We start from the raw sequence: 24,599 nt of genomic DNA on the forward strand, positions 1-24,599 counted from the left end.
CCGTGGTGAATGCCGTTGCGCAGCTGTGGCGCGCATGTCGGACCTGGACGCGCTGCTTGCGCGTCCAGGATTCCGCGGTGGACTGATCGACACGGTACCCGGGGTAGTCGGCGAAATGTTGTCCCTCTTGGGCGATGTCGTCGCGATCACCGTTGCGGGGCCAGTGGCTGTCAACGACTCGGGAAAGTACGCCGTTCCCACCGTTCCCGGTGATCCGCTGGTCTGCACGCCAGGACTCGTCTCTCTGCGTTTGAACCCTTCCGCCCTCGGTTCGGTGGTGACCACTGATGCAGAGCAGCACCTTCCGCCGACGCTCCGGATGTTCGACACTCACGGATCGAGTTCGCACACCACCTATTTGACCCCGGCCTCGGATCGTCTCGCCTTCGAAGCGATACGAAACGCGGCCGACGCTTCGAGGGAAGCCAACCCTCCCATCCAGACGTCGAATACGCCCGCATTCTGGGCCGAAGCCGATCAGCTGACACAACTCGACTTCATCCTCGCGGACAGGGGCAGCGAACGCCGCAACGGTTTGGTCGCTCTGGGCGCCCTCGGCTACCGGAGAATCGATCCTCACCTCATGGCTGCCGGGATGGAGCACCTGTCCTACCAACAACTGCCCGTCACGACGGTTGTCGCCGGGAACGGCTGCCTGCAGATTCATCGCGGTGATCTCGACGCGGCAGCCATGTTCGGCGGAACGCTGACTCTAGCCTCGGACACCTGCCGGACGATGATCGACCTGAACGGCGTCGCGGAGTGCTGGCTGACCCGCACGCACGGAGTTCACGGACTGACCAGCTCGATCGAGATGTACGACTTCCGCCGAAAATGCGTGGCAGTCTTCACCCAAACAGGTCCAGCCGAACCCGCAGTCATGGACATGTGGGAAGACGTCATGAGTTCCATTTCGGCCGCATCCTGACGCCGACGGCTGCCAATCGAGTGTAAGAAATCGGCGTACTGCGATAACCAAGAGTGGCAACCGAAGCCTAACCTCAGGTTTCGGTCACTTGTCGTGCCCGCACCCTGACGCTGATTCAAGGAGTTATCCATGCCCCGCCCTCTCGTCGAACCATCGCTGGTCCCGGCCTTGCGCCCGGCGCTGCCTGCATTGGCCGCCGGGGTGGTCGCGGCGGCTGCGTCGGGGGTCGCGATGCTCGGAGCGCTCTGGTGCGTCGTGCAACTCATCGGTGAACCGTCCATGAGTTGGGCCGAATGGGCATGCGGGCTCTGGCTCGTCGGCGTCACGCTCGCCGCCACGTCGTCGTGGCTCTCGCACCACGCCGAGGCGCTGTTCGAGGCCAGGCTCAGGCGCCAGCTCGCTGCCCACCTCGTCCGGTTGCCGGCAAGCACGCTGTCCCGCTACAGCGGGGACGCGCTGAGAAGGCTCGTCTCCGACGACATCTCGGCGCTGCACCATATGACTGCGCACCTACCTGCCGAGTTCGCGACGCTCGTGGTGGTCCCGGCGCTCACGATCGCGGCGCTGGCCGTCTCAGCCGGCCCGGTGGCGCTTCTCGCTCTGGCTCCCGGCATCGTGGCAGCACTGTTCTATCTGATCGTGATCCCTCGAATGGCTGCGCGGTACAGCGCTGAACGTGCGGATGTCATGGGCGACATCGTGACCGCCGTGGACGACTATGCCCGCGGCATCCGCGTCTGCCGGATCTACGGCGCGCAGACCGGTGCTGCCGCTGACTATGCAGAATCGACAGCACGGTTCACTCGGGGAATGCAGGAGCGCGTTCGACTCGTGGCGACCCCTGCGGCCGTCGCCGTTTCCCTCATGCAGGCGACGGCAACGTTTGCGATCGCCTATGCCATCGGATTTCGCTGGGATGCACCGACATTGGCCGCCACCGTTCTCTTCAGTCTCGCAATCGTGACACCGGCCCTGCGGCTCGGGCACGGCCTCGACTACGTCGCGGCTGGACGCTCTGCTGCAGTCCGACTCGCCGCAGCGCTGGAGGAAGCCACCCTCCCGGCTGGTGAAGCATCAACCGTTCCGGCCGCCAGTCCCTCCGATCGACTGGAGATCCTCGGCCTGACTGTCACGATCGCGGACCGCAGAGTCATCGACGGCGTCACGCATGCATTCCGCCCGTCCGCAATCACTGCGATCACGGGACCGAGTGGAGCGGGCAAGTCGACGCTGCTGAAAGCACTGGCCGGCTTCGAAATCCCGGATCTGGGTACCGTCCGCTACGCGGGCCAGAGCGTCGACACTATCGACGAGAACCTGCGGCCACGGTCCATTCTGCTCACGCCTCAGGGCGCAGACGTATTGCCTGCCACGGTGCGCGAGAACATCGCGCTGGCCGCCCCCGACGCAACAGACGCGGAATACGCCGCAGCTCTTCGCCGGGCACAGATCGACGTCAGCCTCGATGCCGATGCCGCTTCACTCTCCGGCGGAGAACGTCAGAGAGTCGGGCTTGCTCGGGTATTCCTTTCGCCCGCAACAGTACTGCTGCTCGACGAGCCGACCAGCGCACTCGACGATCGGACAGCGGCCGAACTGTTGAAAGAACTACGACATCTCGCACACGACGAAGGAAAGACGATCGTGATCGTCACCCACGACCCCGCTCTTGCAGACGACGCCGACGATCGGCTCGACCTCCGGAGTCTCATCGCATCCGATGCTGCCCTGACTGGAGCCGAACAATGAACAGCACCACTGCAGCCCGTCGACGCTTGATCACCATCGGACTCGGTTGGGTGTCCGTCGCGGTCCTCGAGGCGATCGCGTACACCTTTCTCGCGCTCTCGATCGCCGATCACCGGCCGCCGGTTCTCGTCCTGGCCACGGCCGCAATCGCCCTCTTCGTGACCGTCCTGGTCTCGCGGGGCGGATATTTCACCGGGGCTCGACTCGTCGGCGATCTCTACGACGCGCTCGGCGATGCCTTCGCCCGCGCGAAGCTGTCCTGGTTCACCGACGACAACCGGGCTCTGCTCGCCACCGTCGCCGGGCGCGGGATCCCGTCGCTGATGAGTGTTCCCGCACACCAACTTCAGACCTTCCTCGTTGCACCGCTGATCCCGCTGCTCCTGCTTCCTGGAATCGCGGTCGTCGCGGGACCCGGAGTCATGCTGCTCGTCGGGGGACTTCTCGCGGTGTCGCTCGCAGCTCAGACGCTGGCCCAACGCGCTCTCAGCCGAGCGGACGAGCGCCGGCACGAGGCCGAACTCGCTGCGACGCAGTCAACTCTCGAGCTCACCGACCATCTCGAATTACTGCGTACAGCAGCGGGTCCCACTCGTTCCGTCGAACGGATCGAGCGAAGCTGGCGGGATCAGGAAACCGCACTTGCACGGACCAATCTCGCCGCGGCGCCAGCGACATTCATCTCGGCGATCGCGACGATCGTGCCGCTGGCAGGTGCAGTAATCTTCCTCGCCGCCACCGGATTCGACGATCCTGCAGCCGCTCTCGCGCTCGTCGTCCTCACCGCCCGCGCCGCCGCCCCGCTCGACGAACTCGCGCTGGCCGGAATCGGAGTCAATGAACTGCGCGCGACGGTTCGCGACTACCGCACCGCGACTTCAGCTCCCGCGCTGCCCGAGCCTGAACCCCAGGACGCAGGTCGCCCGGCAGGAACCGACATCAAGATCGTCGACGTGGATCACGCGCCAGTTCTGCGCGGCATCAACGCGCAGATCCCCGCTGGTGATCGCGTGCTCGTAGCGGGACGCTCCGGTACCGGGAAGAGCACACTTCTCGGGCTGCTCATGCGCTTCGACGACCCGGACGAAGGCAGCGTCACTCTGGGCGGAGTTTCATTGCGCGACTTGCCCTACGACGACCTGGCCGCGCATATCGGCTACGTGCCGCAGGATCCACTCGTGTTCTCGGGCACCCTCGGGGAAAACATCGGGCTGGGAAGACCTGGGGCTACCGAAACCGAGATCGAGGACGCCGCCAGGCGCGCTGCTCTCGGCGCCGTTCTCGACCGCTCGACGCTCGGCATTCATCAGGACGTCGGGCATCAAGGGTCCGCTCTCTCCGGTGGCGAACGTCAGCGAGTGGCGATCGCTCGCGCCTTCCTCAAAAACGCACCCGTGCTTGTGCTCGACGAGGCCACTTCGGCTCTCGACGAGGGCACCGAGCGCCGCATCGCCGTCGCTGTGCAGGAATTGGCGGCCACCGTCTTCGTCGTCGCCCACCGCGACCCCTCCATCTGGGAGCCCACCCACACGATCACGCTCTGACATCGCATGCCCTAGTGCTCGCGTTGCAGTCCCTCTACTTCGGCAGGTGTACGACGGATAACCCTTGCCGGCGATCCAGCAGCAACGACATGATCGGGAATGTCTTGCAAGACAACACTTCCAGCACCGATCACGGCGTTATGGCCGATCGAGACTCCCGCACCGACGGTGACAGAGGCGCCGAGCCACGTGTTATCGCCGATGACGATCGGAGCTGCTCGCTCCCACCCCTCGCGACGCCGTCGATGATCATCGACAGGGTGCAACGCTGTCATCAGTTGAGCTCCAGGCCCGATCCTCACGTCCGCGCCGATCGTGATCAGCGCATCATCCATGAAGAACCCGTTCGCGTTGACGAATGCGTTGGCTCCAAGCCGAATGTTGTGTCCGTAGCTGCATTGGAACCGCGGCACCACCAAAGCTCCCTCACCAACCTCACCCAGAAGGCTGCCGAGAGCCTGCGCGCGGACAGCATCGTCGTCCGCCGCAGCCCCATTGAACGAGTCGAGTCGACGCCAACACTCGCGCCGACGCTGACGCAGCTCGTCATCATCGAGATACCACTCACCACGAGCAAGACGATCCGCCTGTTCTCCCACGCTCGGATCGTCGCACACCGCGCCGCGACACTCCGGCTGGGCACGGTGCACCCGAAGGAGCGCTGCAACAGAGCGGCTCCAATGCCGCCCGATTCTTCCTTTCAGCTCAGCCGCTCGATGACAGTGACGTTCGCGGTTCCGCCACCCTCACACATGGTTTGGAGTCCATACCGTCCGTCAATGCGTTCCAGCTCGTGCAGCATCGTGGCGAACAGCTTGGTTCCGGTGGCTCCAAGAGGGTGACCCAATGCGATTCCACCACCGTTGGGGTTTACTCGGGAGGGATCTGCACCCGTCTCGATCAGCCAGCTCAGAACTACCGAAGCGAATGCCTCGTTCATCTCTACGGTATCCATCTGGCCGATCGACATGCCTGACTTCACGAGCGCAAACTTGGTCGCTGGTATGGGTGCCGACAGTTGCAGCATCGGATCGTCGCCGCGCACGCTCATATGATGAATACGCGCCCTCGGCTTCAATCCATGAACCTCGAGCGCCTTCTCGGAGACGATCAAGGCCGCTGACGCGCCGTCACAGATCTGCGAGGCCACGGCAGCTGTCAGTAGCGAGCCTTCCCTCAGCGCGGGCAATGCAGCCATCTGCTCCAAGGATGTCTCTCGTGGACATTCGTCAACGACGCAGTGACCCAGTGATACGGTCTCACGCTCGAATCGCCCGTCGGCGATGGCGGCACGGGCACGCTGATGCGATTGCAGTGCCCATTCCTCCATGTCCTCACGGCTGATACCCCACTTCTTGGCAATCAGGTCGGCACCGACGAACTGTGAGATTTCGGCCTCGCCGAATCGAGCAGCCCACCCCCGTGACTTACTGAAGGGTGTGTCGAATCCGTATTCGTTGCCGGCACGCATCGCCGCAGAGATAGGAATCGCAGACATGTTCTGCACACCGCCGACAAGCACCACATCTTGGGTCCCACTCATGACTGCTTGTGCTGCGAAGTGGATGGCTTGCTGTGAAGATCCGCATTGTCTGTCGACTGTCGTTCCCGGGATATCCAGCGGTAAGCCTGCTGCAAGCCAGGCGGTACGGGCGATGTTGCCCGATTGCGGCCCGATAGCGTCGACACAACCGAAGATCACGTCGTCGACAGCCATCGGGTCCAGTTGGGTGCGGTCGAGAATCGAGGTGATGACATGGGCTCCCATGTCCGCCGGGTGTTCCCCGGCGAGCGAGCCGTTCCGTTTACCCACCGGAGTGCGGACTGCATCGACTACATAGGCCTGGGGTGCAACCATACGAACTCCTTCGAAATCGAGCTTTTGTCGGGCGTTTGGATGTCCACACTCTAACGATCAAGCATTTGCTTGGTATGCGAAGCGTGATTTTGACACCCACCCTTACCTCCGGACCAGAGGTCGCCGAGTCCGAACGTGCCCCTAGACGACCAACCCGGTGTCGACAGGCCTGACCTTCGCGATTCCGTCCAACGAAATCCACTGCTGTCGAAAATATTCGACCAGTCGACGCTCGGCCTCCCAACGTCACACAGCAGCCCGCGCCGTGTCAACCGCACGTAGATGTGAAGCAGCAGAAGTTGCGAGAACACCTGCGGGCGTTCAGCTTCTAGCGAAGCGAGTACACCATTCGCATCCATCGCCTCCACTGTAGAGACATTCAACCCGTCTCGCGAGCGGCACCAAGTTGCTCGAGCTACACCACCTGTCGGCCAGCCGAAGCATGAAAAGTTAGTACTTTCGGTGGAGCCCAATGAGATAGGGCAGTTCGCCGCGCAATAAAGGGCTCGTTTACCGATACTCGTTGCAGGACAACGATTCTACCGGCAGTAGTGCACTCGGTGATTCGCAAACCGCCACTGACCTGAAACGTGGATCCCCTTGCGGCAATTGCACTCCGAGTACAGTATGAGCACCACACCGTCTTCGATTACCGGAGGTTACCGTGATGAGTCTCGTACGCCGATTGACCGCCTGCGCATCCGTCGTTGCCGTTTCGGTTCTGGCACCCGCAGCCATCGCCTCCACGGCAGTCACAGTTCCGTTCCAAATCAACCCGGCACCGTTCGGGAACCCCAATGGCAGCTTCGACGCGCCTCCTGTCCGCTGCGTGGCGGTAGTCGGCGAACAACCTGGCACGGTGACGATCACCGGCGCCCCAGACGCCCGGTGGGGATGCATGCTGTCGACCGAAGTGCGCTGGCTGAACCTCTCGACAGGGACCTCCGGCACCGGTCGGCTTTCGGGCGACAACCAAGGAACCCCGGGTGAAATCACCCTGCAGACCGGGGCCGGGCAAGTTGCGGTCACCATATTGCCTGCCGCCGGACCGGTCACTCCAGGTTTCGCAACCTTTTTCGTGCCGTAGGCAACCCCGAAACCCGGGGTTCTTGCTGTACGGACAACCCGCCGCCACACAATCATGTGACGACGGGTGAGCGCTTTCCGTTCTCCAGTTGTCCGCCTACAGCTTCTCGCTGATGAGCGGAACGACATGCTCAGCCGCCCACATCGTTCCGATCGGACCACCACTCGTGATCGCCCACAGCACGTCCCCACCGTCGGCGGTACGAGGAGGCAGAGCGACCCAATGCCCGGATGACACAGCTCCCAGCGCCTGGAAGAGCTTTCCATCGGTCAGCTTGTCGAAATCCTCTTCGCTGCCGGCAGTGCTGCGGCCGATCAGCAGGAAGTCCGCATCGATGTTCTCGAGAAGTTCCTCGCCGACGGTGCTCTGGGTGACGAATTCCTTTGCGCGCGGGTTCTCGGCGAAGCCGAGCTCACCCAGGAATGTTGCCGGAGCCGAACCGGGTGCTGAAAGATACTGCAGCCCATTGCCGGTTCCGTAGAAGATCGCCCAGGTTGCAGTCAAGCCCGCGAGTTGCGGGTTCTCCTGGCGCACGTTCGCGAAATACCGGTCATGGTCGGCCACGATCTTTTCGGCCGCCTTCGAGAGGTCCAGGGTCTCGCCGAGTACGCGAATCGATTCCTTCCACGGTACGAGCATCCGCGATTTCGTGTCGGGACTCGTCACCACCGGTGCGATGGAGGACAAACGCTCGTAGTAGTCGCCCATGGACAAACCACCCAGGCCGTCAGCCCAGCCGACGGCAACGATGAGATCAGGCTCGCTCGCGGCAATGGCCTCGACGGGAAGTGTTCCGCCCATCGCGAAGTCGAAAGTGTCAAGATCCTCTGCGTCGTAAGGCAACAAGTACGACTGCGAAGCCGATTCCTTGACCATCGACGAGGAGAGGACCGGTTTGACGCCGAGGGCGAGGAGCATTTCCGTGTCGACAGCATTGGGCACGATCGCGGCGATACGCTCCGGCCGCTTCTCGAGAACGCTTGTACCGTAAGGCGATTCCAGGGTGAGCGGGTAGGTGGTCGTTCCTTCCGCCGCGGGAAGGGCACTTCCTTCCGAATTGGGGGAGGATGCCGTTTTCGAGTCTTCGGCCGGGGCCGAGCACCCGGTTACGAGGAGCGCTGCGGCGAGCGCGACCCCGATCAGTCCGGTGATCCGTGATCGTCTGGTGCGCAGGACTGTCATTTCTGCCTTTCGGTGTTATCGAGCGCTGTCGGTCTTACTGAGTACAGATGTCGGGTGAGCGATGGAGCCAGGTCAGGAATCTGCACGTACGGCCTCGCCGCGTTTCCAGTAGCCGGTGAAGTCGATGTCGGTCTTCGCAATTCCTCGATCACGAATGAGGTACCGACGAAGCGAGCGAACCGTCGCCTGTTCGCCTGCAAGCCAGGCGAATACGCGTTCGTCACACCATTCGGCGGCAGTGACCGCGTCGAGTAACAAAGAAGTGGTGCCGGGCTCGGCCCCCTCGCGCGGCAACCACGTGACACTCACCCCGGGCAACTCGCGCACCGATTGAATGTGAGCTGAGTTCGCAATTTCGACGAACACCTGCCCCCTGGCATCGGCGGGCAATCCTTCGAGCAGACGCGCGATCGCAGGGAGCGCCGTCTCGTCACCGACGACCAGCAGATGCTCGCAATCCTCCGGAAGTCCCTGCGATACAGAGGGACCCGCGATGTGCATTCGGTCGCCCGGACCGGCGCCGCGTGCCCAGGCGGTAGCCACTCCACTGCCGTGAACGACGAAATCGACCTCGAGTTCCCTTGTTCGCGGATCGTAGCGACGCACGGTGTAGGCGCGGGCAAGTGGGCGGCGCCCCGCAGCGAAAGTCACACTGCCGTCGACCATCACCGGTAGGACGGGGTCGGTTTCGCCAGGGTAGGCGAACAGCAACCGAATGTCGTCATCGAAGCCCGTGCTGGTGAAGGCAGGCTCGACGTGACCGTCGGCGTTGGTAAAGGTGTCGAGCTGGGTGCCGGTGAGCGTTACTCTCCTCATGCCCGGCGTCACGTCTGCCACCCGACATACCTCGAGTTCACGCAAGGTGACGGGGTACGCCGTTGTCGGACGGGTGTTTCGGGGCACGGAAAGACTCCTCGGAAGCGCACAGACGGGGGTTCGGCCCACGTTCGATCACGGCGAGACGGCCAGTAATTAAAGCTAGCCTGCCCTAATCGGATACGGTTATCCGTGCGTGCCGACTTCTTACACTCATCGGTCGCCTGTGCGAGAAGGCATCTACATTGGGGGCATCGTGGGACCACGGTTGGTGTTCTCTGCGGGAGAAATCCCCGAAATCCCTGCCGCTCGACTCGCCTCGATTGCGAATGAACGCGAGCCGCTGCTGTTCTGGGTACACACCGGACGCGCAGAACTGCAGATCGGCGACTGCGTCCGCAACGTGCCCGCGGGGGCCGCCGTGTGGGTACCGGCGGGAATCGCGTACAGCATTCGAGTGGACCCGGAGGCGGTCGCATTTCCCATCCCGATGCCCGCTGCCGACCTGCCTCCCACGTTGAACCGAATCATCGACTTCGAGATCCCGGCCGCCTGGCAGGACTGGCTCGTCCACCAGTTCGCACACAACTTGGGATTTCTGCGCGGTGGGACGGCCGTGGGTGCCGGGCTGCTCGAGCTGGTCGCGGGAGCCCATGCCAAAGAGTCGGGCGCTTCGGTGCCGTACTCCCCGCCGAGATTGCCTCGCTCGGCCGAAACCCTCGAGATCGCTCGCACACTTCTTCGGACACCAGCCGACGACACCGAACTTTCCCAGTTTGCCCGGCAACTCAAGATCGGTGTCCGCACCCTGCAGCGCCGATTCACCGAGGAGACTGGGTTGTCTTTCGTGCGTTGGCGTACCTCGGCCAGGATCGCGGCAGCAACCGCATACCTGGATGCCGGTCGCGAAATCGGTTGGACGGGTAGACAGGTCGGATTCGCGACGCCCGCGGGTTTCACCCGCGCCTTCCGTGAACACACCGGAATGACACCAAGTGCCTACGCACGTGCACACCGAGGTTCGGCGCCGATCCATGAGAACGAAACGTTGGCACAGAGCGTCGCGCTGTTGTCCGAGGAAGGCACCCAACCACGCTCGGCACCGATACCGCCGACGATCCCCACAAGCGGAACATGGGCTAGGGTCAACGACTTTCACGTCGTCGTCTGGATCTATCGAGGCTCCGCCCGAGTTACTTTCGGCGACCGAACGTGGAATCTGAGGCGGGGCGACGCGATGTGGCTTCCAGCGGGAGTTCGCAACAGTGTCGAGATCGCGGAAGGCTCTCTACTACTTCCCCTCGGGTCCCAGCCGGGCGCCTCTCCGGTCGCCGCACCGCCGCCACGTGTGCTGCACTTCGCGCGCGAAGCGGAGAGGTATCTGTTGCACACGGTGGTCGCGAATTACACCCACCTGCGCCCCGAGATCCACGACCCGGCGCGGATCTCGAGGCTGGTCCGCAGCTCTGCGGCGGCTCGTCCACACGGCAGTCGTCAGAGCGATCCAGTCGAGACGATCCTTGGCGCGCTTCGGGCCGACCCCACCGATTCGCGCACGCTGTCGGAGTGGAGCTCTCGACTCGGCGTCGACGAGAACTTGCTCCACCAAGGCTTCACTGAGGCCACCGGCCAGAGCTACCCACGCTGGCGTGCCCAATTACGTATGACCCTCGCCCGTGCTCATCTCGAGGAGGGTCTCTCGGCCGGAGAGACTGCCCGCCGACTCGGCTACGCGCACGCCTCCGGCTTCACCAAGGTCTTCATCGCTGCCCACGGCATGTCGCCGCGGGCTTACCAGCGCCGCGGTTGGCGGGGCGCGGCCGAAGGTCTCATCGACTCGTGACCCTTCGGTCGGAGTATTCCGACAGGCCCCACTACACGAACAATGCGGCGGCCATTCCGGCGAAAACCAGGGAGATGGCAAACAAGTAGAGACGCAGAATTCCGCGATATCTCTCGCGAGCCTGCTCCACTTCGTACGAACTGCTCAGTGTCCTGAAGAGAACTATGAGCATCAGAGCGACGGCTGTGAACAGTGTGACCACGATGACCCAGTCGGTCGTGGTTTCCACCGGCGCTTTGCCGTCGTCGCGAATTGCCCACTGAGCCAGAAAGTTCAGCAAGAACCCCAAGATGATGCCGAGCGAAGTCACCATTGGCTGGCGGGTATCCCGAATGTCGTCATTCATGCTCACTACTTTCTTGACTGAATTTTCAGTCAGGGTCTATGCTCTGTGCAAGTAAGTCGACGCCAGAAAAATCTGGTGGGATCGAACAGTAGCTGGATGTTGGCCCGTTCGCGCGATGAGCAGATTCCTCGGCGACCAAGCGAGCACGCGAAAAACAGAAGGAGTCACCGCAATGCACAGACGTCGGTTCATTCAGGCAGGCGCCGCTGCGCTCAGTGGCCTCTTTTTGGCAGGTTGCGGCGATTCCGACTCAGCCTCGGGCGGGAGCAATGGAGATGACGATCTTCGCGAGTGGGTGATGCCGGAAGAGGGTGATCCGCACAAGCGCACCTGGATGGCGTTCGGCGCCAGCGAAGCGATCTGGGGACCGGCCCTCCTGCCCGAGGTTCAGCGCAACCTTGCGACGATCGCGCAAACTATCGCGCAGTTCGAGCCCGTCTCGATGCTAGTCCGTTCCGAGGAGCTGGACTTGGCACGCACCCTCGTCGGCCCATCCGTCGAACTGATCGCCGCACCTCTCGACGACCTCTGGATGCGCGACACCGGTCCCGTATTCGTGAAAGGCAACGGGACCAAAGCGGGTATCGATTTCAACTTCAACGGCTGGGGCGAGAAGCAGGATTTTGATCAGGACGGCCGCGTCGCAGCGTTTGTCGCAGCCCGCGCGGGTGTCGAATCACTGCCAACCGATCTGATCCTCGAAGGCGGCGGCATCGAGGTCGACGGCGAAGGAACGGCCATCATCACCGAAAGCTGTGTCCTCAACGACAACCGCAACCCGGGATGGTCGAAGTCGGACGTCGAGGCCGAGCTCGGTCCCCTGCTCGGTCTCGACAAGATCATCTGGCTACCCGGGATCGCAGGCAAGGACATCACGGACGGCCACACGGATTTCTACGCCCGCTTCGCGCGACCGGGTGTGGTGGTTGCCGGACTCGACACAGACCCGGAGTCGTTCGATCACGACGTGACCAAACGTCACCTCGAGATTCTCGAGAACGCAACCGACGCACAGGGACGAAAGCTGGATGTTGTCGTCCTCGAGGCGCCTGTTTCGATCAGGCCGGACTTCGAATCAGATGATTTCGCAGCCGGATACATCAACTTCTACGTATGCAACGGAGCGGTCATCGCCCCTGAATTCGGTGACCCCGAGGCCGACCAGGCCGCCAAAGGCGAGTTGGAGCGCCTCTTCCCCGACCGTCGTGTCGTGCAGATCAACATCGACGCAATCGCCGCCGGTGGTGGCGGTATTCACTGCACCACCCAACAGGAGCCTGTGGACTGAAAACCCGCCCCGACCATCCTCGTAGAATTCGGACTCGTGTCGAACCGTCAAACGCAAATCTTGGAAGCAGCAGTCCGCGTCATCGCTCAGCACGGCGTACGCGGACTGAGAGTGGAGACGCTCGCTGCCGAGGCCGGCGTGTCGACGGCACTCATCTACTACCACTTCCAGAACCGCGCCGGTGTGCTGCGCCGGGCCCTCGATCACGTCAACGATCGCGCCGCTCTGTACACCGAAAGCGCCTTCACGGAGACAGACCCGCGTGCGCAGCTCGAGCAGATGCTCCTGCTGGAGTTTCAGAATTCCCCGAAGATTCGGGAGAACAGCATCGCCTGGGGCGAACTCCGAGCAAGCGCCGTCTTCGCCGACGAGCTGCGCGAGCCGCTGCGCACCACGACGCAACGATGGGCAGACGACGTCGAATCCTTGATCCGACAAGCGCAGGACTCCGGGCTCGCTGACCCGAAGGCAAGCCCGGCCGACGCCGCCGAACGGCTCACTGCACTGGTCGAGGGTTTGAGTGAACGCTGGCTGAGCGGCTCGATGTCCATCGAACGAGCCAGAGAACTACTCGTCGGCGCGATCAGCGTGGAGATCGATCCGAAGTAGCCCTGAACCGCTAGTCGGCGCCCTTCGATTCCGGCGACAGGGCCGGGAACCATATATCGGTCAGAACCTCGGCCGCTTGAACCCGCGTCACGTCGATCGTCCCCTGCACGGCCCAGCGTGTGAAGAATCGCTCCAGCTGACTCACGAGCAGTTCGACGCGCAACCTCGCCTCGTCGTGCTGTTCCACCGGCCACCGGCCCAGATACTTGGGCATGGCGTTCGGTAGTTCGGTCATACCGTCCCGAGCTGTCTCGCGGAACTCCGGTTCGAGTGCCACGGCCTCGTCCCACGCCGGCAGCAGGCGCTTGTTCTCGTCGAACCAGTCGAAGGCACGTTCCAGCCATGCGGTGAATTCCACGCGAGAGTTCGTGTCGAGGACTCGATCGAGATCGATGTAGAAAGCGAACGCACTCGCCGCCATCCCGGCCGCGCCGATCGTCCTGAGCATCTCCACCTTGCTGGCGAAATGCACGTAGAACGTGGCTCTACTGCATCCGACGACCGAGGCGATGTCGTCGACCGTGACTGCCGCATATCCCCGCTCTTCGAACAGGGTGCGTGCGGCGTCCACGAGTTTGGCCCGCGTCGCGCGTTTCTGCTCGTCGCGAAGGGTTCCCCGCCTGTTCTTCGGGCCATCGGTAGTCGTGCTCACGTCGCCCACCTTGCTCGCATTTCGACCTCCTGGCAAATCACCGACTCACCGTCATCAAAAAACATTGCGTCATTCATTGACACGTCGTCAGCGAATGGCGCACTATGACTCAAGTCACTTCTCGGGCTTCGATTCTTCTTCTCGCACGCCCGAGACAGAATAGAAAGCGATGGCGAATGAGCCCCTCCCCCTTGCCGAGCGTGTGCATCATCGGCGCCGGGCCCACCGGAATCACGACGGCCAAGCGAATGAAGGAATTCGGAATACCCTTCGACTGCTACGAAGCGTCCGACGAGGTCGGCGGAAACTGGTACTACAAGAACCCCAACGGAATGTCGGCCTGCTACCAGAGCCTGCATATCGACACGTCGAAGTGGCGCTTGGCATTCGAGGACTTCCCGGTCTCCGCCGACCTTCCCGATTTCCCCCACCACTCCGAACTCTTCCAATACTTCAAGGACTACGTCGAGCACTTCGGCCTGCGTGAGTCGATCATCTTCAACACCAGTGTTGTTGCAGCAGAACGTGATGCAGACGGACTGTGGACCATCACGCGCTCCGACGGCGAAGTTCGCACCTACGACGTCCTGATGGTCTGCAACGGACATCACTGGGATCCCAACATCCCCGACTACCCGGGTGAGTTCGACGGCGTGCTGATGCACAGCCACAGCTACAACGACCCGTTCGATCCGATCGACATGCGCGGCAAGAAGGTTGTCGTGGTCGGAATGGGCAACTCCGGCTTGGACATTGCTTCCGAACTGGGCCAGAGATACCTCGCCGACAAGCTCATCGTCTCGGCGCGCCGCGGCGTGTGGGTGTTGCCGAAATACCTGGGCGGCGTGCCGGGAGACAAACTGATCACCCCGCCCTGGATGCCTCGGGGTCTGCGCCTGTTCCTGAGTCGTCGATTCCTCGGCAAGAACCTGGGAACCATGGAGGGCTACGGACTACCCAAGCCAGACCACCGTCCGTTCGAGGCCCACCCGTCGGCCAGCGGTGAGTTCCTGGGACGCGCCGGGTCCGGCGACATAACCTTCAAGCCTGCGATCAGCAAACTCGACGGAAAGCAGGTTCACTTCGCGGACGGCACTTCCGAGGACGTCGACGTGGTCATCTGCGCCACCGGCTACAACATCAGCTTCCCCTTCTTCAGCGATCCGAATCTTCTGCCGGACAAAGACAACCGATTCCCGCTCTTCAAACGAATGATGAAACCCGGAATCGACAACCTCTTCTTCATGGGACTGGCGCAGCCCATGCCGACGCTCGTCAACTTCGCCGAGCAGCAGAGCAAGCTCGTCGCGGCCTACCTCACCGGTAAATACCAACTGCCGTCCGCCAGTGAGATGCAGGAGATCACCAAGGCCGACGAGGCGTACTTCCTCGCTCCCTATTACAAGTCACCGCGACACACCATCCAACTCGAGTTCGATCCCTACGTCCGCAACATGAACAAGGAAATCGCCAAGGGCACCAAGCGCGCAGCGGCCTCCGGAAACAAGCTCCCCGTTTCGGCCCGTGCAGCAGCACACGAACTCGAGAAGGCGGATCGCGCATGAGCACGGTGAACGGTCACTGCAACAACGAGTTCGACGCCGTCCGCACCGCCTTCGAGGCTCAACTCGAATCCGGCGAAGAACTCGGCGGGTCCATCGCCATCACCGTCGCCGGAGAATCCGTGGTCGATCTCTGGGGCGGGTACGCCGACGAATCCCGTACCACTCCTTGGGGTCCGGACACCATCGTCAACACGTTCTCCATCACCAAGACCATGACAGCTCTGTGTGCGCTCCTGCTGGTCGAACGCGGCCAATTGGACGTGTTCCAGAAGGTCGCTCATTACTGGCCCGAATTTGCGGTAAACGGCAAGGAAGACATCGAAGTTCGCCACCTCCTCTCGCATACGTCCGGAGTCTCCGGTTGGGAGCGTCCGATCGAACTGAAGGACATCTACGACCTCGCGGCGTCCACCACCCGCCTCGCTACCCAGAAGCCGTGGTGGACCCCCGGTACGGCGTCGGGCTATCACGCGATCAACTACGGCCATCTCGTCGGTGAGGTCATTCGTCGCATCGACGGGCGGACTCTCGGCAGGTTCTTTGCCGAAGAGCTCGCCGGTCCACTGGGCGCCGACTTCCACATCGGCACGTCCGCAGAACACTTCGGCCGAATCGCCACTCTGGTTCCGCCGCCCGCATTGGAATTCGACCTGTCTACTCTCGACCAGGACAGCATCTTCATCAAGACCCTGACCTGCCCATTGCTCGACTATCCCGAGGTCAACACCGCGCCCTGGCGGGAAGCTGAAATCGGCGGAGTCAACGGTCATGGCAACGCCCGTTCGATCGCTCGGGTCCAATCCTTGATCTCGAACGGTGGTGTGCTCGACGGCCAGAAGTTGCTCTCGCAGAGCACCATCGACCTGATCTTCGAGATCCAAGCCGACGGTATCGACCTCGGGATCATGACTCCACTCAAGTTCGGCATCGGCTACGGACTGCCACACCCGGATACCGCACCCCTGGTTCCCGACGGACGCGCCTGCTGGTGGGCGGGAATCGGCGGCTCGATGCTGGTCAACGATCTCGACCGTCGGATGACCTTCGCCTACGTCATGAACAAGATGGCGCCGGGTCTGATCGGATCCGATCGCAGCAACGCGTATCTGAGTGCCGCATACAACTCCGAGATCAGCGAGGTCAACTCATGAAGGCAGCTCAGCTCATGGGGCCTGGTCTCCTCGAGATCAACGACGTGCCGGTCCCCGAGATCGGTCCGTCGGAACTACTGATTCGGGTTGGTGCAGCGGGAATCTGCCACTCCGATCTCCATCTCCTGCACTTTCCGTACAAGATGCGCGAAGAGCCGCTGACCATCGGCCACGAGATCGCCGGCACCATCGAAGCGGTCGGGACCGGCGTCGACGGTCGCTCGGTCGGCGAACGCGGCGTCGTCTATCTGTGCTGGTCGTGTGGGCAGTGCCGAGAATGTATGAGCGGCAACGAGAACATGTGCCTCGCCGCTGGACGCACCGCGATGCCACCCTGTCCCGGGCTCGGTCCCGAAGGCGGTATGGCCGAGTACGTGAAAATTCCGGCCCGCTCGTTCGTTCCCATCGGAGACCTGGACTTCCTGCAGGCAGCACCACTCGCCGATGCGGCCCTGACGAGCTACCACGCCATTCGCGGCGCCCGCGAACATCTGCAACCCGGTGCCACCGCGGTGGTGATCGGCATCGGCGGACTCGGTCACGTTGCAGTACAGATACTTCGGGCGATCAGTGCCGTGCGCATCATCGCTGTCGACGTCGGACAGGATCAACTCGATCTCGCCAAACGCTGCGGCGCCGACATCACGCTCGAATCGGGACCGGACACCGCGCAGCAGATCCTCGACCTCACCTCGGCCAGAGGCGCAGAAGTCATCTTCGACTTCGTCGGTGTCGATGCAACTGCTCAGATGTCCGTTCAAGCGGTTGCGCCGAACGGCGCGTATCGCATGGTGGGTCTCGGAGGCGGAAACCCCGGGATCACCGCCGAAGCTGCCGGTGGACCGGGCTGGCCGTGGGGCGCATCGATCCGGAAGTCCTATGGCGGCAACAGAAACGACCTCGTCGATTCCATCGCCCTGGCACAGGCCGGTCTGGTAACGGTAGAAGTAGCCCGCTTCGACCTCGCTGATGCCCGCGACGCACTCGACCGTCTCGAACACGGCAAGGTCACCGGACGCGCAGTGCTCGTACCCTAATCTTCGAAAGGCGCTTCACGTGACCACTTCCGCTGATACACAAGCATTCATCGCGTCCGTCATGGCCGGGCTGACCGGTCCCGGTGGCCCTTTCGAGATGCAAGTCGAGGACGTACTTGGCAGCTCGATGCCCGTCATGAAGAACCGTGACAAGGCACTCGGCGACGTGCTCGCTGCATCCTTCGACTACGGATCACGCGACTACCTGGTGACCAAGGACCGACGCTTCAGCTACCTCGAGCACGGCGAGGCCGTAGCAGCATTGGCCACGGCACTGCGCGAGCGGTACGGCGTCCGCAAGGGCGATCGGGTGGGCATCCTCGCCGCCAATACGCCGGAATGGGTGATGACCTTCTGGGCGGCTCAGGCGCTGGGTGCGATCGCAGTAGGGTTCAACTCGTGGTGGGTGGCGCGTGAGGTGCAGTACGGAATCGATCACACCACTCCTACTGTCGTGATCGCCGACGCCAAACGCGCACAAGTTCTTTCCGAGCTGAACACCGATGTTCCCGTGCTCACGATGGAGGAAGATCTAACGGCTCTGATGGAGAAGTACTCGGGATCGCCACTCCCCCGAACCACGGTCGACGAGGACGATCCGGCTGTGATCCTGTATACGAGCGGAACCAGTGGGCGCCCGAAGGGGGCAGTTCACACTCACCGAAACGTGTTGGCCGTCATCGACTACCACCGCTACAGCGATCGCCTCGCTGCGGCGTTCACCGGAAAACCCAGCGATGGCAGACCAAGCGACTTGCGGTATCTGCTGACCGCGCCGCTGTTTCACATTGCAAGCCTGCATAACCTGGCGATCCCACGACTCGCAACGGGCGGAGCCGTCGTCATCCACCAGGGCGCCTTCGACGTCGACGAGGTCCTTTCCCTCGTCGAACGCGAGAAGGTCACCAACTGGGCGGTGGTCCCCACCATGGCAACCCGACTCCTCGAACACGGCGATATCGAGAAGTACGACTTGACCTCACTGAGCGCCTTTGCATTGGCGTCAGCGCCGTCGTCCCCGGCCTTGCAGGAACGCCTGCGTGCACGCCTGCCTTTTGCGCAGCACACTTTGGTAGACAGCTACGGGCTCACCGAATCCTCTACTGGCATTTCGGTTGCCACGCCACCGGAACTTGCCGCGTTCCCCGGAACTCTCGGCCGGCCGATCATCGCCGTGAGCGTGGAGGTCCGAGACCCCTTCGGGAGTGCAGTCCCCGACGGGGAGGAGGGTGAAATCTGTGCGCGAAGCCCCTATGTGATGTTGGGATACTGGAACGACGAGACCGCGACGGCTGCCGCTATCGGTCCTGATCGGTGGCTCCGAACCGGCGACTTCGGAGTTGTCGAAGACGGCCGGCTCCGCCTGACAGGCCGCCGGTCCGACCTGATCCTGCGCGGCGGCGAAAACGTCTACCCCGTCGAAATCGAGCAGACCATCGACGAGCATCCCGCAGTCCTCGAATGCGCTGTGATCGGGATTGATTCGGCAGACCTCGGCTAGGAAGTGGCGGCCGTTGTCGTTCTTCGCAGCGAGGGAGCGGCGACCGAAGAAGAACTGCGCGACTATGTCGCCGAAAGGCTCGCCTACTTCAAGGTGCCGGTGAAGTGGAAACTGAGCACAACTCCTCTGCCCCGCAATGCAACCGGGAAGACCATCCGCGCAAAGGTGGCTATCTCATGACCTATGACGCCGTGATCAACAACGGTCTGTGGTTCGACGGCACCGGGGCGAAACCAGCTGTCCGGAATCTGGGCATCCGAGGCGGGTTGGTCACCGCCATCTCGCTCGATCCACTCGACGAAACCGGCTGTCCCCGTGTCATCGACGCGCGGCGCAAGTGGGTGATCCCGGGCATCGTGGACATCCACACTCACTACGACGTCGAAATCCTCGAGGGGCCGGCGCTCAGCGAATCTCTCAGACACGGAGTCACGTCGATCTTTGTCGGATCGTGTTCCCTGTCCACCATTCACGCCAGCCCGTCGGACGCCGGCGATCTTTTCGGCAGAGTCGAGGCGATTCCGCGCAAGCACGTTGTCGATGCACTCACGCGGGCCAAGACCTGGAACTCCGCGCGTGAGTACATCGCGGCGCTCGAGTCACTTCCGTTGGGACCCAACGTCGCAGCATTCATCGGGCACTCCGACATGCGAGCCGCGGAGATGGGATTGGACCGTGCAACGCGGAAGGATGTGCACCCCACCGACTCCGAACTCGCGTCGATGGAAGCACAATTGACCGAGGCGCTTGACGCCGGATTCGTTGGGATGTCCAGTCAGCAATTGTTGTTCGACAAACTCGACGGCGAGACCTGCCGCTCACGCACACTGCCGTCGACGTATGCAACCACGAAGGAACGACGTCGACTCAATGCGATTCTCCGCCGTCGGGGACGGGTATTTCAGGCTGGACCTGACCTCTCCAACCCCATGAGTACCGGAGCGATGGCGTTCTCCAGTGCTGGCCTGTGGCGCAAGCGACTCAAGACGAGCATGCTCTCGGCGGCTGATATCAAGTCCAACAAGTTGGCCGTGGTGATCCTCGGTCCGCTGGCGCATCTGGTCAATCGACTCGGCGGCGACCTGCGCTGGCAGCACCTACCGGTTCCCTTCGAGGTGTACGCCGACGGCATCGACCTGGTTGTCTTCGAGGAGTTCGGATCCGGCGCTGCAGCACTGCATCTGACCGACGAGATGGAACGCAACGTTCTGATGCAGAGTGAGGAGTACCGGCGACAGTTCCGCAAGGACTACGACCAAAAGTTCGGTGTCAAAGTCTGGCATCGAGATTTCTTCGACGCCGAAATCGTCTCCTGCCCCGACGAATCCCTGCTCGGCAAGAGCTTCGGACAGGTCGGCGTTGAGCGCGGAGGCCTCCACCCGGTCGACGCCTTCCTGGATCTGGTCCTCGAGCACGGCACGAAGGTGCGCTGGCGCACAACCATCTCCAATCACCGGCCGGAGATTCTGGACAAGTTCGCCCAGGACAACGGTGTCCAACTCGGGTTCTCCGACGCCGGAGCACATTTGCGCAACATGGCGTTCTACAACTTCGGCTTACGACTACTCCGACGTGTCTACGACGCCCAAAAGGTCGGGCGGCCGTTCATGACCGTCGAGGCAGCCGTGCATCGTCTCACCGGTGAACTGGCCGAGTGGTACGACGTGGATGCCGGGCACCTCCGATTAGGTGACCGCGCCGACCTGGTTGTGATCGATCCCGCCCACCTCGACGATTCACTCGAGACGTACGCGGAGAGTCCAGTTGTGGAGTACGACAATCTCTCCCGCATGGTGAATCGCAACGACCAGACTGTCACCGCAGTGTTCGTCGGCGGCGAGTACGTCTTCGGAGACGGAGAAGCAGCACCCGTTCTCGGCAACCGCCGGACCGGAAAGTTCTTGAAAGCAGGTGCCCATTAACACGTCCAGATTCGCCGGAAAAACCGCAGTCGTCACTGGCGCAGCCTCGGGGATCGGCGCGGCCATCGCACTACGACTTATCAGCGAAGGCGCGCGGGTGGCCGGAATAGACATCGCGGCAGAGGGTTTGAAGGAAATAGCATCCCAGCACGGCGCGTCTTTCCTCGCCGTTCCCGCTGACGTCACCAAGGAATCCGATGTCGCCGAGGCTATTGCCGCTGCGGCAGCGGAATTCGGCGGTATCGATCTGGCTTTCAACGTTGCCGGGGCGTCGAGGGTGGGTCAGATCGTCGACCTCGACGAGGCCGACTGGGACTTCACCATCGACCTGGTGCAGAAGGGCGTCTTCCTCTGTACCAAACATGAAGCTCGACATATCCGAGAGCACGGGCGCGGCGGTGCGATAGTCAACGTTTCCTCCCTCAACGCGCACGTACCGAGCCCCTACGGGAGCGCGTACGCGACGGGTAAGGCCGGGGTCGAGATGTTCAGCAAGAATGCCGCGATCGAACTGGCGGCGTCGAAAATTCGGGTCAATGCAGTTCTGCCCGGCCTGGTCGACACCCCGTTGGTCGCACCGGTCATGAACTACGAGCCTGCCCGCGACATGTTTCTGAGCCGAATCCCCATGTCCCGAGCGGCAACTCCCGACGAGATCGCCGGACCGTGCCTCTATCTCGCCAGCGACGACGCCTCGTACATCACCGGAACCAGCCTGGTCGTCGACGGCGGCTGGGAGGTCTCGAACTACCCGGATCTGACGACGCTGGGCAATTAGTTCAGTTACCGGGCAACACACATTGAGTGTCGAGGCCGAGGACGTGGTTGAGCCGGCCGAAGGGAACATGCTGGGGTGTCCTTAACCATTGGGCGCCTCCCGTCCTACTGTCACCGATGTTCGACGGACGGGAGGCGCACTCCCATACGGGCGCCGAAATGGCACGCATCGATCGCGCCTCGGCCGTCAGGTCACCACTCGGCGGGGCGGCCTTTGAGCTGCTCCCAGTACCGGCGGTGTGCGTGGCGTGACGGTGCGCTGGTCATACCGGCGGCCAGTTCGCTGCGGTCGAGAGGGTCGGAAAGGTCGGCGATGTCGCGCAAGGCTGCAGCTTGCAACGCCCGCTTGGTGTATGCGTAGCTGTCGAGACAGTCTTCGGGAGTCAGTTCGGCGATCGCAACGGCCCGGTCGATCAACACGTCAGCATCGACCACCTCATGCAGAATCCCCATCTCGTGAGCTTCCTGGACGGAGAATATCTCTCCTTGTAGGCACGTTCGGGAAGCTACCGGTTGGCCCCATGCGTACGCGAGCATGCGGAGATACACCGCAGGCATGGGAATTCCGATGTTGACTTCGTTGATCCCGAATCGAGCTTCACCAGCTGCGGCGACGGTACGATCACATACCGCTGCGGTGATCAGGCCGCCGGCGAAAGCGTGCCCGTTCACTGCTGCCACGGTCGGTCGAGGGTAGGTGAACAGCCGCATGTTCGTCGCGCGGTAGTCCTGAAACCATGACGCGACCGCCGCGGGATCGCCCGCAAAAAGCCGGAAATGTTCGTCGAGATCCAGTCCCGCAGAAAAGCGTGCACCGATGCCGGTTAGAACAACCGGAGAGTCGCCATGCTCACGCTCGAGAAGATCGAACGCCTCGTGGAGGTCGGCGAAGAATGCGCGGTTCTGCGCGTTGACTGGGTTGGTGTTCATGGTCACGACGGCGACTCGGCCGCGCCGTTCGATGTTCCAGCTCATTGGGTTCTCCTTGGTTGAGATTTTGAAAAGTGTTCCAGTGTAGATGGTTTGGCGGTCAAAGTCCGAGAAGCTGTAGCGCTTGCTCGCGCATCTCCACTTTGCGCACTTTGCCACTGACCGTCATCGGGTATTCGTCCACGCAGTGGACATAGCGAGGAATCTTGTAGTGGGCGAGTTTGCCGGCACAGAAGGCTCGAAGGCTTTCGGCGTCGATGTGTTCGGCGCCGGCACGCAAACGCAACCACACCATGAGTTCCTCGCCGTACTTGTCGTCGGGTACCCCGATGATTTGGGCGTCGAGGATATCGGGGTGGGTGTACAGAAACTCCTCGATTTCTCGCGGGTAGATGTTCTCGCCACCACGAATCACCATGTCCTTGATACGCCCGGTGATTCCGACGAATCCGTCCTCATCCATCATTGCGAGGTCACCGCTGTGAATCCAACCGTCGGCATCGACAGCTTGGGCAGTCTTTTCGGGGTCGTTCCAGTAGCCGAGCATTACCGAGTAGCCGCGGACGCACAATTCGCCGGACTCTCCCCGTTCCAGGGTGTCACCGGTGACCGGATCGGCGATCTTGACCTCGACATGCGGGTGCGCGCGCCCCACAGTGGACACGCGCCGGTCGAGCGAATCGTCGACCCACGTCTGGGTGGACGCGGGGGACGTTTCCGTCATCCCGTAGGCGATCGCAATTTCGGGTGCCCACTGCGTGATTCGTTTCATTATCTCGACAGGGCAAGGTGAGCCCGCCATTGCGCCGGTGCGTAGCGAGGACAGATCGTACGATGCGACGTCGGGGACGTTGAGCATTCCGATGAACATCGTCGGTACACCGTACAGAGAAGTGCACCGCTCCTGCTCACATGCCTGGAGCGTCGCAATCGGGTCGAAAGCAGGCGCCGGAATCACCACGCACGCACCGTGTGTGGTCGCCCCGAGGTTACCCATCACCATGCCGAAGCAGTGATAGAACGGCACCGGAACACAAATCCGGTCGTTCTCCGTGTAACCGAGCAACTTGCCCACGAAATACCCGTTATTGAGGATGTTGCGATGAGAGAGCGTAACCCCTTTCGGGAAACCTGTTGTCCCTGACGTGTATTGAATGTTGATCGGATCATCAGGCGAGAGAGTTGCCTGGCGCTCCCTGAGTATCTCGGGTGAAATCCGTTGACCACGTTTGAGCAGATCGGCCCACTTGTCACTCCCGAAGAACACCACATGATCAAGGTGCTCCGACCGCGGTGCCACCTCGTCAAGCATCGCGGTGTAGTCGGAGGACCTGAACGCGGAAAGCGCGAAAACCATCCGGATTCCGGCATGGTTGAGTGCGTACTCCAACTCGTGTGTGCGGTACGCCGGGTTGATGTTGACCAGGACGGCACCCACCTTCGCTGCTGCGTACTGGACGATGGTCCATTCCGCGCAGTTGGGTGCCCAGATGCCGATCCGGTCACCGGCAACGATGCCGTCGGCGATAAGTGCCAGAGCCAGCGCATCGACATCCGCGCGCAAGGTGGTGTACGTCCACCGGCGGCCGGTCGGCACATCGATCACGGCCTCGTTATCGGGAAACTTCACCGCGGTCCGGTCGAAGTTGTCGCCGATCGTCATCTCGAGCATCGGTTGCTCGGTGGGGCCGATGGCATGGCTAAGTCTGAGGTTCATATGTGCTCCTTCATTCCTGAGAAGCAATGTGACCTGGAAAACAGTCGTGGTGGGACCCCCAAAGGTAGGCGACGCACCCACTACCTACCTTGGTAGG

The 24,599-nt window shown here is 62.3% G+C and carries 20 protein-coding genes and 1 pseudogene; 13 read left to right on the forward strand and 8 right to left on the reverse strand.

Annotated features, from left to right (window positions below; translation table 11 throughout):
• Positions 1–34 precede the first annotated feature (34 nt).
• From G8767_RS08785 to G8767_RS08795, 3 genes are all read left to right on the forward strand, one after another.
• On the forward strand, positions 35–928 hold the full coding sequence (locus G8767_RS08785; RefSeq protein WP_124567985.1) for a hypothetical protein: 894 nt from the start codon (positions 35–37) through the stop codon (positions 926–928).
• A 129-nt stretch (positions 929–1,057) separates the two neighbouring features.
• Positions 1,058–2,677: an ABC transporter ATP-binding protein gene (locus G8767_RS08790; protein WP_166809888.1), complete on the forward strand. Its 1,620-nt coding sequence runs from the start codon at positions 1,058–1,060 to the stop codon at positions 2,675–2,677.
• Positions 2,674–4,221, forward strand: coding sequence for an ABC transporter ATP-binding protein (locus tag G8767_RS08795; RefSeq protein WP_166809889.1), 1,548 nt, complete (start codon positions 2,674–2,676; stop codon positions 4,219–4,221). Before G8767_RS08790 ends, G8767_RS08795 begins: the two co-directional genes overlap by 4 nt.
• An 11-nt stretch (positions 4,222–4,232) precedes the next feature.
• Here the strand turns inward: G8767_RS08795 and G8767_RS08800 are convergent, their stop codons facing one another.
• The gene (locus G8767_RS08800; protein ID WP_346842967.1) at positions 4,233–4,820 is read right to left on the reverse strand and encodes a sugar O-acetyltransferase; all 588 of its coding nucleotides are present in this window, start codon (positions 4,818–4,820) and stop codon (positions 4,233–4,235) included.
• A 101-nt stretch (positions 4,821–4,921) separates the two neighbouring features.
• Positions 4,922–6,079, reverse strand: coding sequence for an acetyl-CoA C-acetyltransferase (locus G8767_RS08805; protein ID WP_166809891.1), 1,158 nt, complete (start codon positions 6,077–6,079; stop codon positions 4,922–4,924).
• Positions 6,080–6,746: 667 nt separating this feature from the next.
• On the opposite strand from G8767_RS08805, the gene G8767_RS08810 reads away from it, so the two are divergent.
• Positions 6,747–7,166 carry a hypothetical protein gene (locus G8767_RS08810; RefSeq protein ID WP_166809892.1) on the forward strand — a complete coding sequence of 140 codons (420 nt, stop codon included), beginning with the start codon at positions 6,747–6,749 and terminating at the stop codon, positions 7,164–7,166.
• 96 nt (positions 7,167–7,262) lie between these two features.
• Here the strand turns inward: G8767_RS08810 and G8767_RS08815 are convergent, their stop codons facing one another.
• Entirely contained in the window at positions 7,263–8,348 is a 1,086-nt protein-coding gene (locus tag G8767_RS08815) for an ABC transporter substrate-binding protein (RefSeq protein WP_166809893.1), read from the reverse strand.
• A 72-nt stretch (positions 8,349–8,420) separates the two neighbouring features.
• The gene (locus G8767_RS08820; protein ID WP_166809894.1) at positions 8,421–9,251 is read right to left on the reverse strand and encodes a siderophore-interacting protein; all 831 of its coding nucleotides are present in this window, start codon (positions 9,249–9,251) and stop codon (positions 8,421–8,423) included.
• Positions 9,252–9,420: 169 nt separating this feature from the next.
• On the opposite strand from G8767_RS08820, the gene G8767_RS08825 reads away from it, so the two are divergent.
• Positions 9,421–11,007: a helix-turn-helix domain-containing protein gene (locus G8767_RS08825; RefSeq protein WP_166809895.1), complete on the forward strand. Its 1,587-nt coding sequence runs from the start codon at positions 9,421–9,423 to the stop codon at positions 11,005–11,007.
• A 31-nt stretch (positions 11,008–11,038) separates the two neighbouring features.
• Here the strand turns inward: G8767_RS08825 and G8767_RS08830 are convergent, their stop codons facing one another.
• Positions 11,039–11,353 carry a hypothetical protein gene (locus G8767_RS08830; protein ID WP_206029123.1) on the reverse strand — a complete coding sequence of 105 codons (315 nt, stop codon included), beginning with the start codon at positions 11,351–11,353 and terminating at the stop codon, positions 11,039–11,041.
• A gap of 172 nt (positions 11,354–11,525) precedes the next feature.
• Here G8767_RS08830 and G8767_RS08835 point away from each other — a divergent pair, with 172 nt between their 5' ends.
• Positions 11,526–12,641 (forward strand): agmatine deiminase family protein, encoded by a 1,116-nt coding sequence (locus G8767_RS08835; RefSeq protein WP_166809896.1) that lies wholly within the window; start codon positions 11,526–11,528, stop codon positions 12,639–12,641.
• Positions 12,642–12,677: 36 nt separating this feature from the next.
• Entirely contained in the window at positions 12,678–13,250 is a 573-nt protein-coding gene (locus G8767_RS08840; RefSeq protein WP_166809897.1) for a TetR/AcrR family transcriptional regulator, read from the forward strand.
• A 10-nt stretch (positions 13,251–13,260) separates the two neighbouring features.
• Here G8767_RS08840 and G8767_RS08845 read toward each other — a convergent pair whose 3' ends face one another.
• Positions 13,261–13,911 (reverse strand): TetR/AcrR family transcriptional regulator, encoded by a 651-nt coding sequence (locus G8767_RS08845; protein WP_124567974.1) that lies wholly within the window; start codon positions 13,909–13,911, stop codon positions 13,261–13,263.
• A 167-nt stretch (positions 13,912–14,078) separates the two neighbouring features.
• Between G8767_RS08845 and G8767_RS08850 the strand changes: the two genes are divergently transcribed.
• The 6 genes and pseudogenes from G8767_RS08850 to G8767_RS08875 all read left to right on the forward strand — a co-directional run bounded on the left by G8767_RS08850 (position 14,079) and on the right by G8767_RS08875 (position 21,856).
• Positions 14,079–15,467 carry an NAD(P)-binding domain-containing protein gene (locus G8767_RS08850; RefSeq protein ID WP_206029125.1) on the forward strand — a complete coding sequence of 463 codons (1,389 nt, stop codon included), beginning with the start codon at positions 14,079–14,081 and terminating at the stop codon, positions 15,465–15,467.
• Positions 15,464–16,618: a serine hydrolase domain-containing protein gene (locus G8767_RS08855; RefSeq protein ID WP_166809899.1), complete on the forward strand. Its 1,155-nt coding sequence runs from the start codon at positions 15,464–15,466 to the stop codon at positions 16,616–16,618. The genes G8767_RS08850 and G8767_RS08855 overlap by 4 nt, the downstream gene beginning before the upstream one ends.
• Positions 16,615–17,655, forward strand: coding sequence for an NAD(P)-dependent alcohol dehydrogenase (locus G8767_RS08860; RefSeq protein ID WP_166809900.1), 1,041 nt, complete (start codon positions 16,615–16,617; stop codon positions 17,653–17,655). The genes G8767_RS08855 and G8767_RS08860 overlap by 4 nt, the downstream gene beginning before the upstream one ends.
• Positions 17,656–17,674: 19 nt before the next feature.
• Positions 17,675–19,336: pseudogene (locus G8767_RS08865) on the forward strand (class I adenylate-forming enzyme family protein).
• On the forward strand, positions 19,333–21,078 hold the full coding sequence (locus G8767_RS08870; protein ID WP_166809901.1) for a hypothetical protein: 1,746 nt from the start codon (positions 19,333–19,335) through the stop codon (positions 21,076–21,078). The pseudogene G8767_RS08865 and the gene G8767_RS08870 overlap by 4 nt, the downstream one beginning before the upstream one ends.
• Entirely contained in the window at positions 21,068–21,856 is a 789-nt protein-coding gene (locus tag G8767_RS08875) for an SDR family NAD(P)-dependent oxidoreductase (protein ID WP_166809902.1), read from the forward strand. The genes G8767_RS08870 and G8767_RS08875 overlap by 11 nt, the downstream gene beginning before the upstream one ends.
• 191 nt (positions 21,857–22,047) lie before the next feature.
• On the opposite strand, the gene G8767_RS08880 is transcribed toward G8767_RS08875, so the two are convergent.
• Together G8767_RS08880 and G8767_RS08885 are read right to left on the reverse strand one after the other, a co-directional pair.
• Complete coding sequence (locus G8767_RS08880; RefSeq protein WP_166809903.1) at positions 22,048–22,830, reverse strand: enoyl-CoA hydratase/isomerase family protein; 783 nt, start codon at positions 22,828–22,830, stop codon at positions 22,048–22,050.
• A gap of 55 nt (positions 22,831–22,885) precedes the next feature.
• On the reverse strand, positions 22,886–24,502 hold the full coding sequence (locus G8767_RS08885) for an AMP-binding protein (RefSeq protein ID WP_124567967.1): 1,617 nt from the start codon (positions 24,500–24,502) through the stop codon (positions 22,886–22,888).
• Positions 24,503–24,599 lie beyond the last annotated feature (97 nt).

Source organism: Rhodococcus sp. IC4_135, from assembly GCF_011602025.1.
In the GTDB taxonomy this organism is placed as follows: Bacteria; Actinomycetota; Actinomycetes; order Mycobacteriales; family Mycobacteriaceae; genus Rhodococcus_F; species Rhodococcus_F baikonurensis.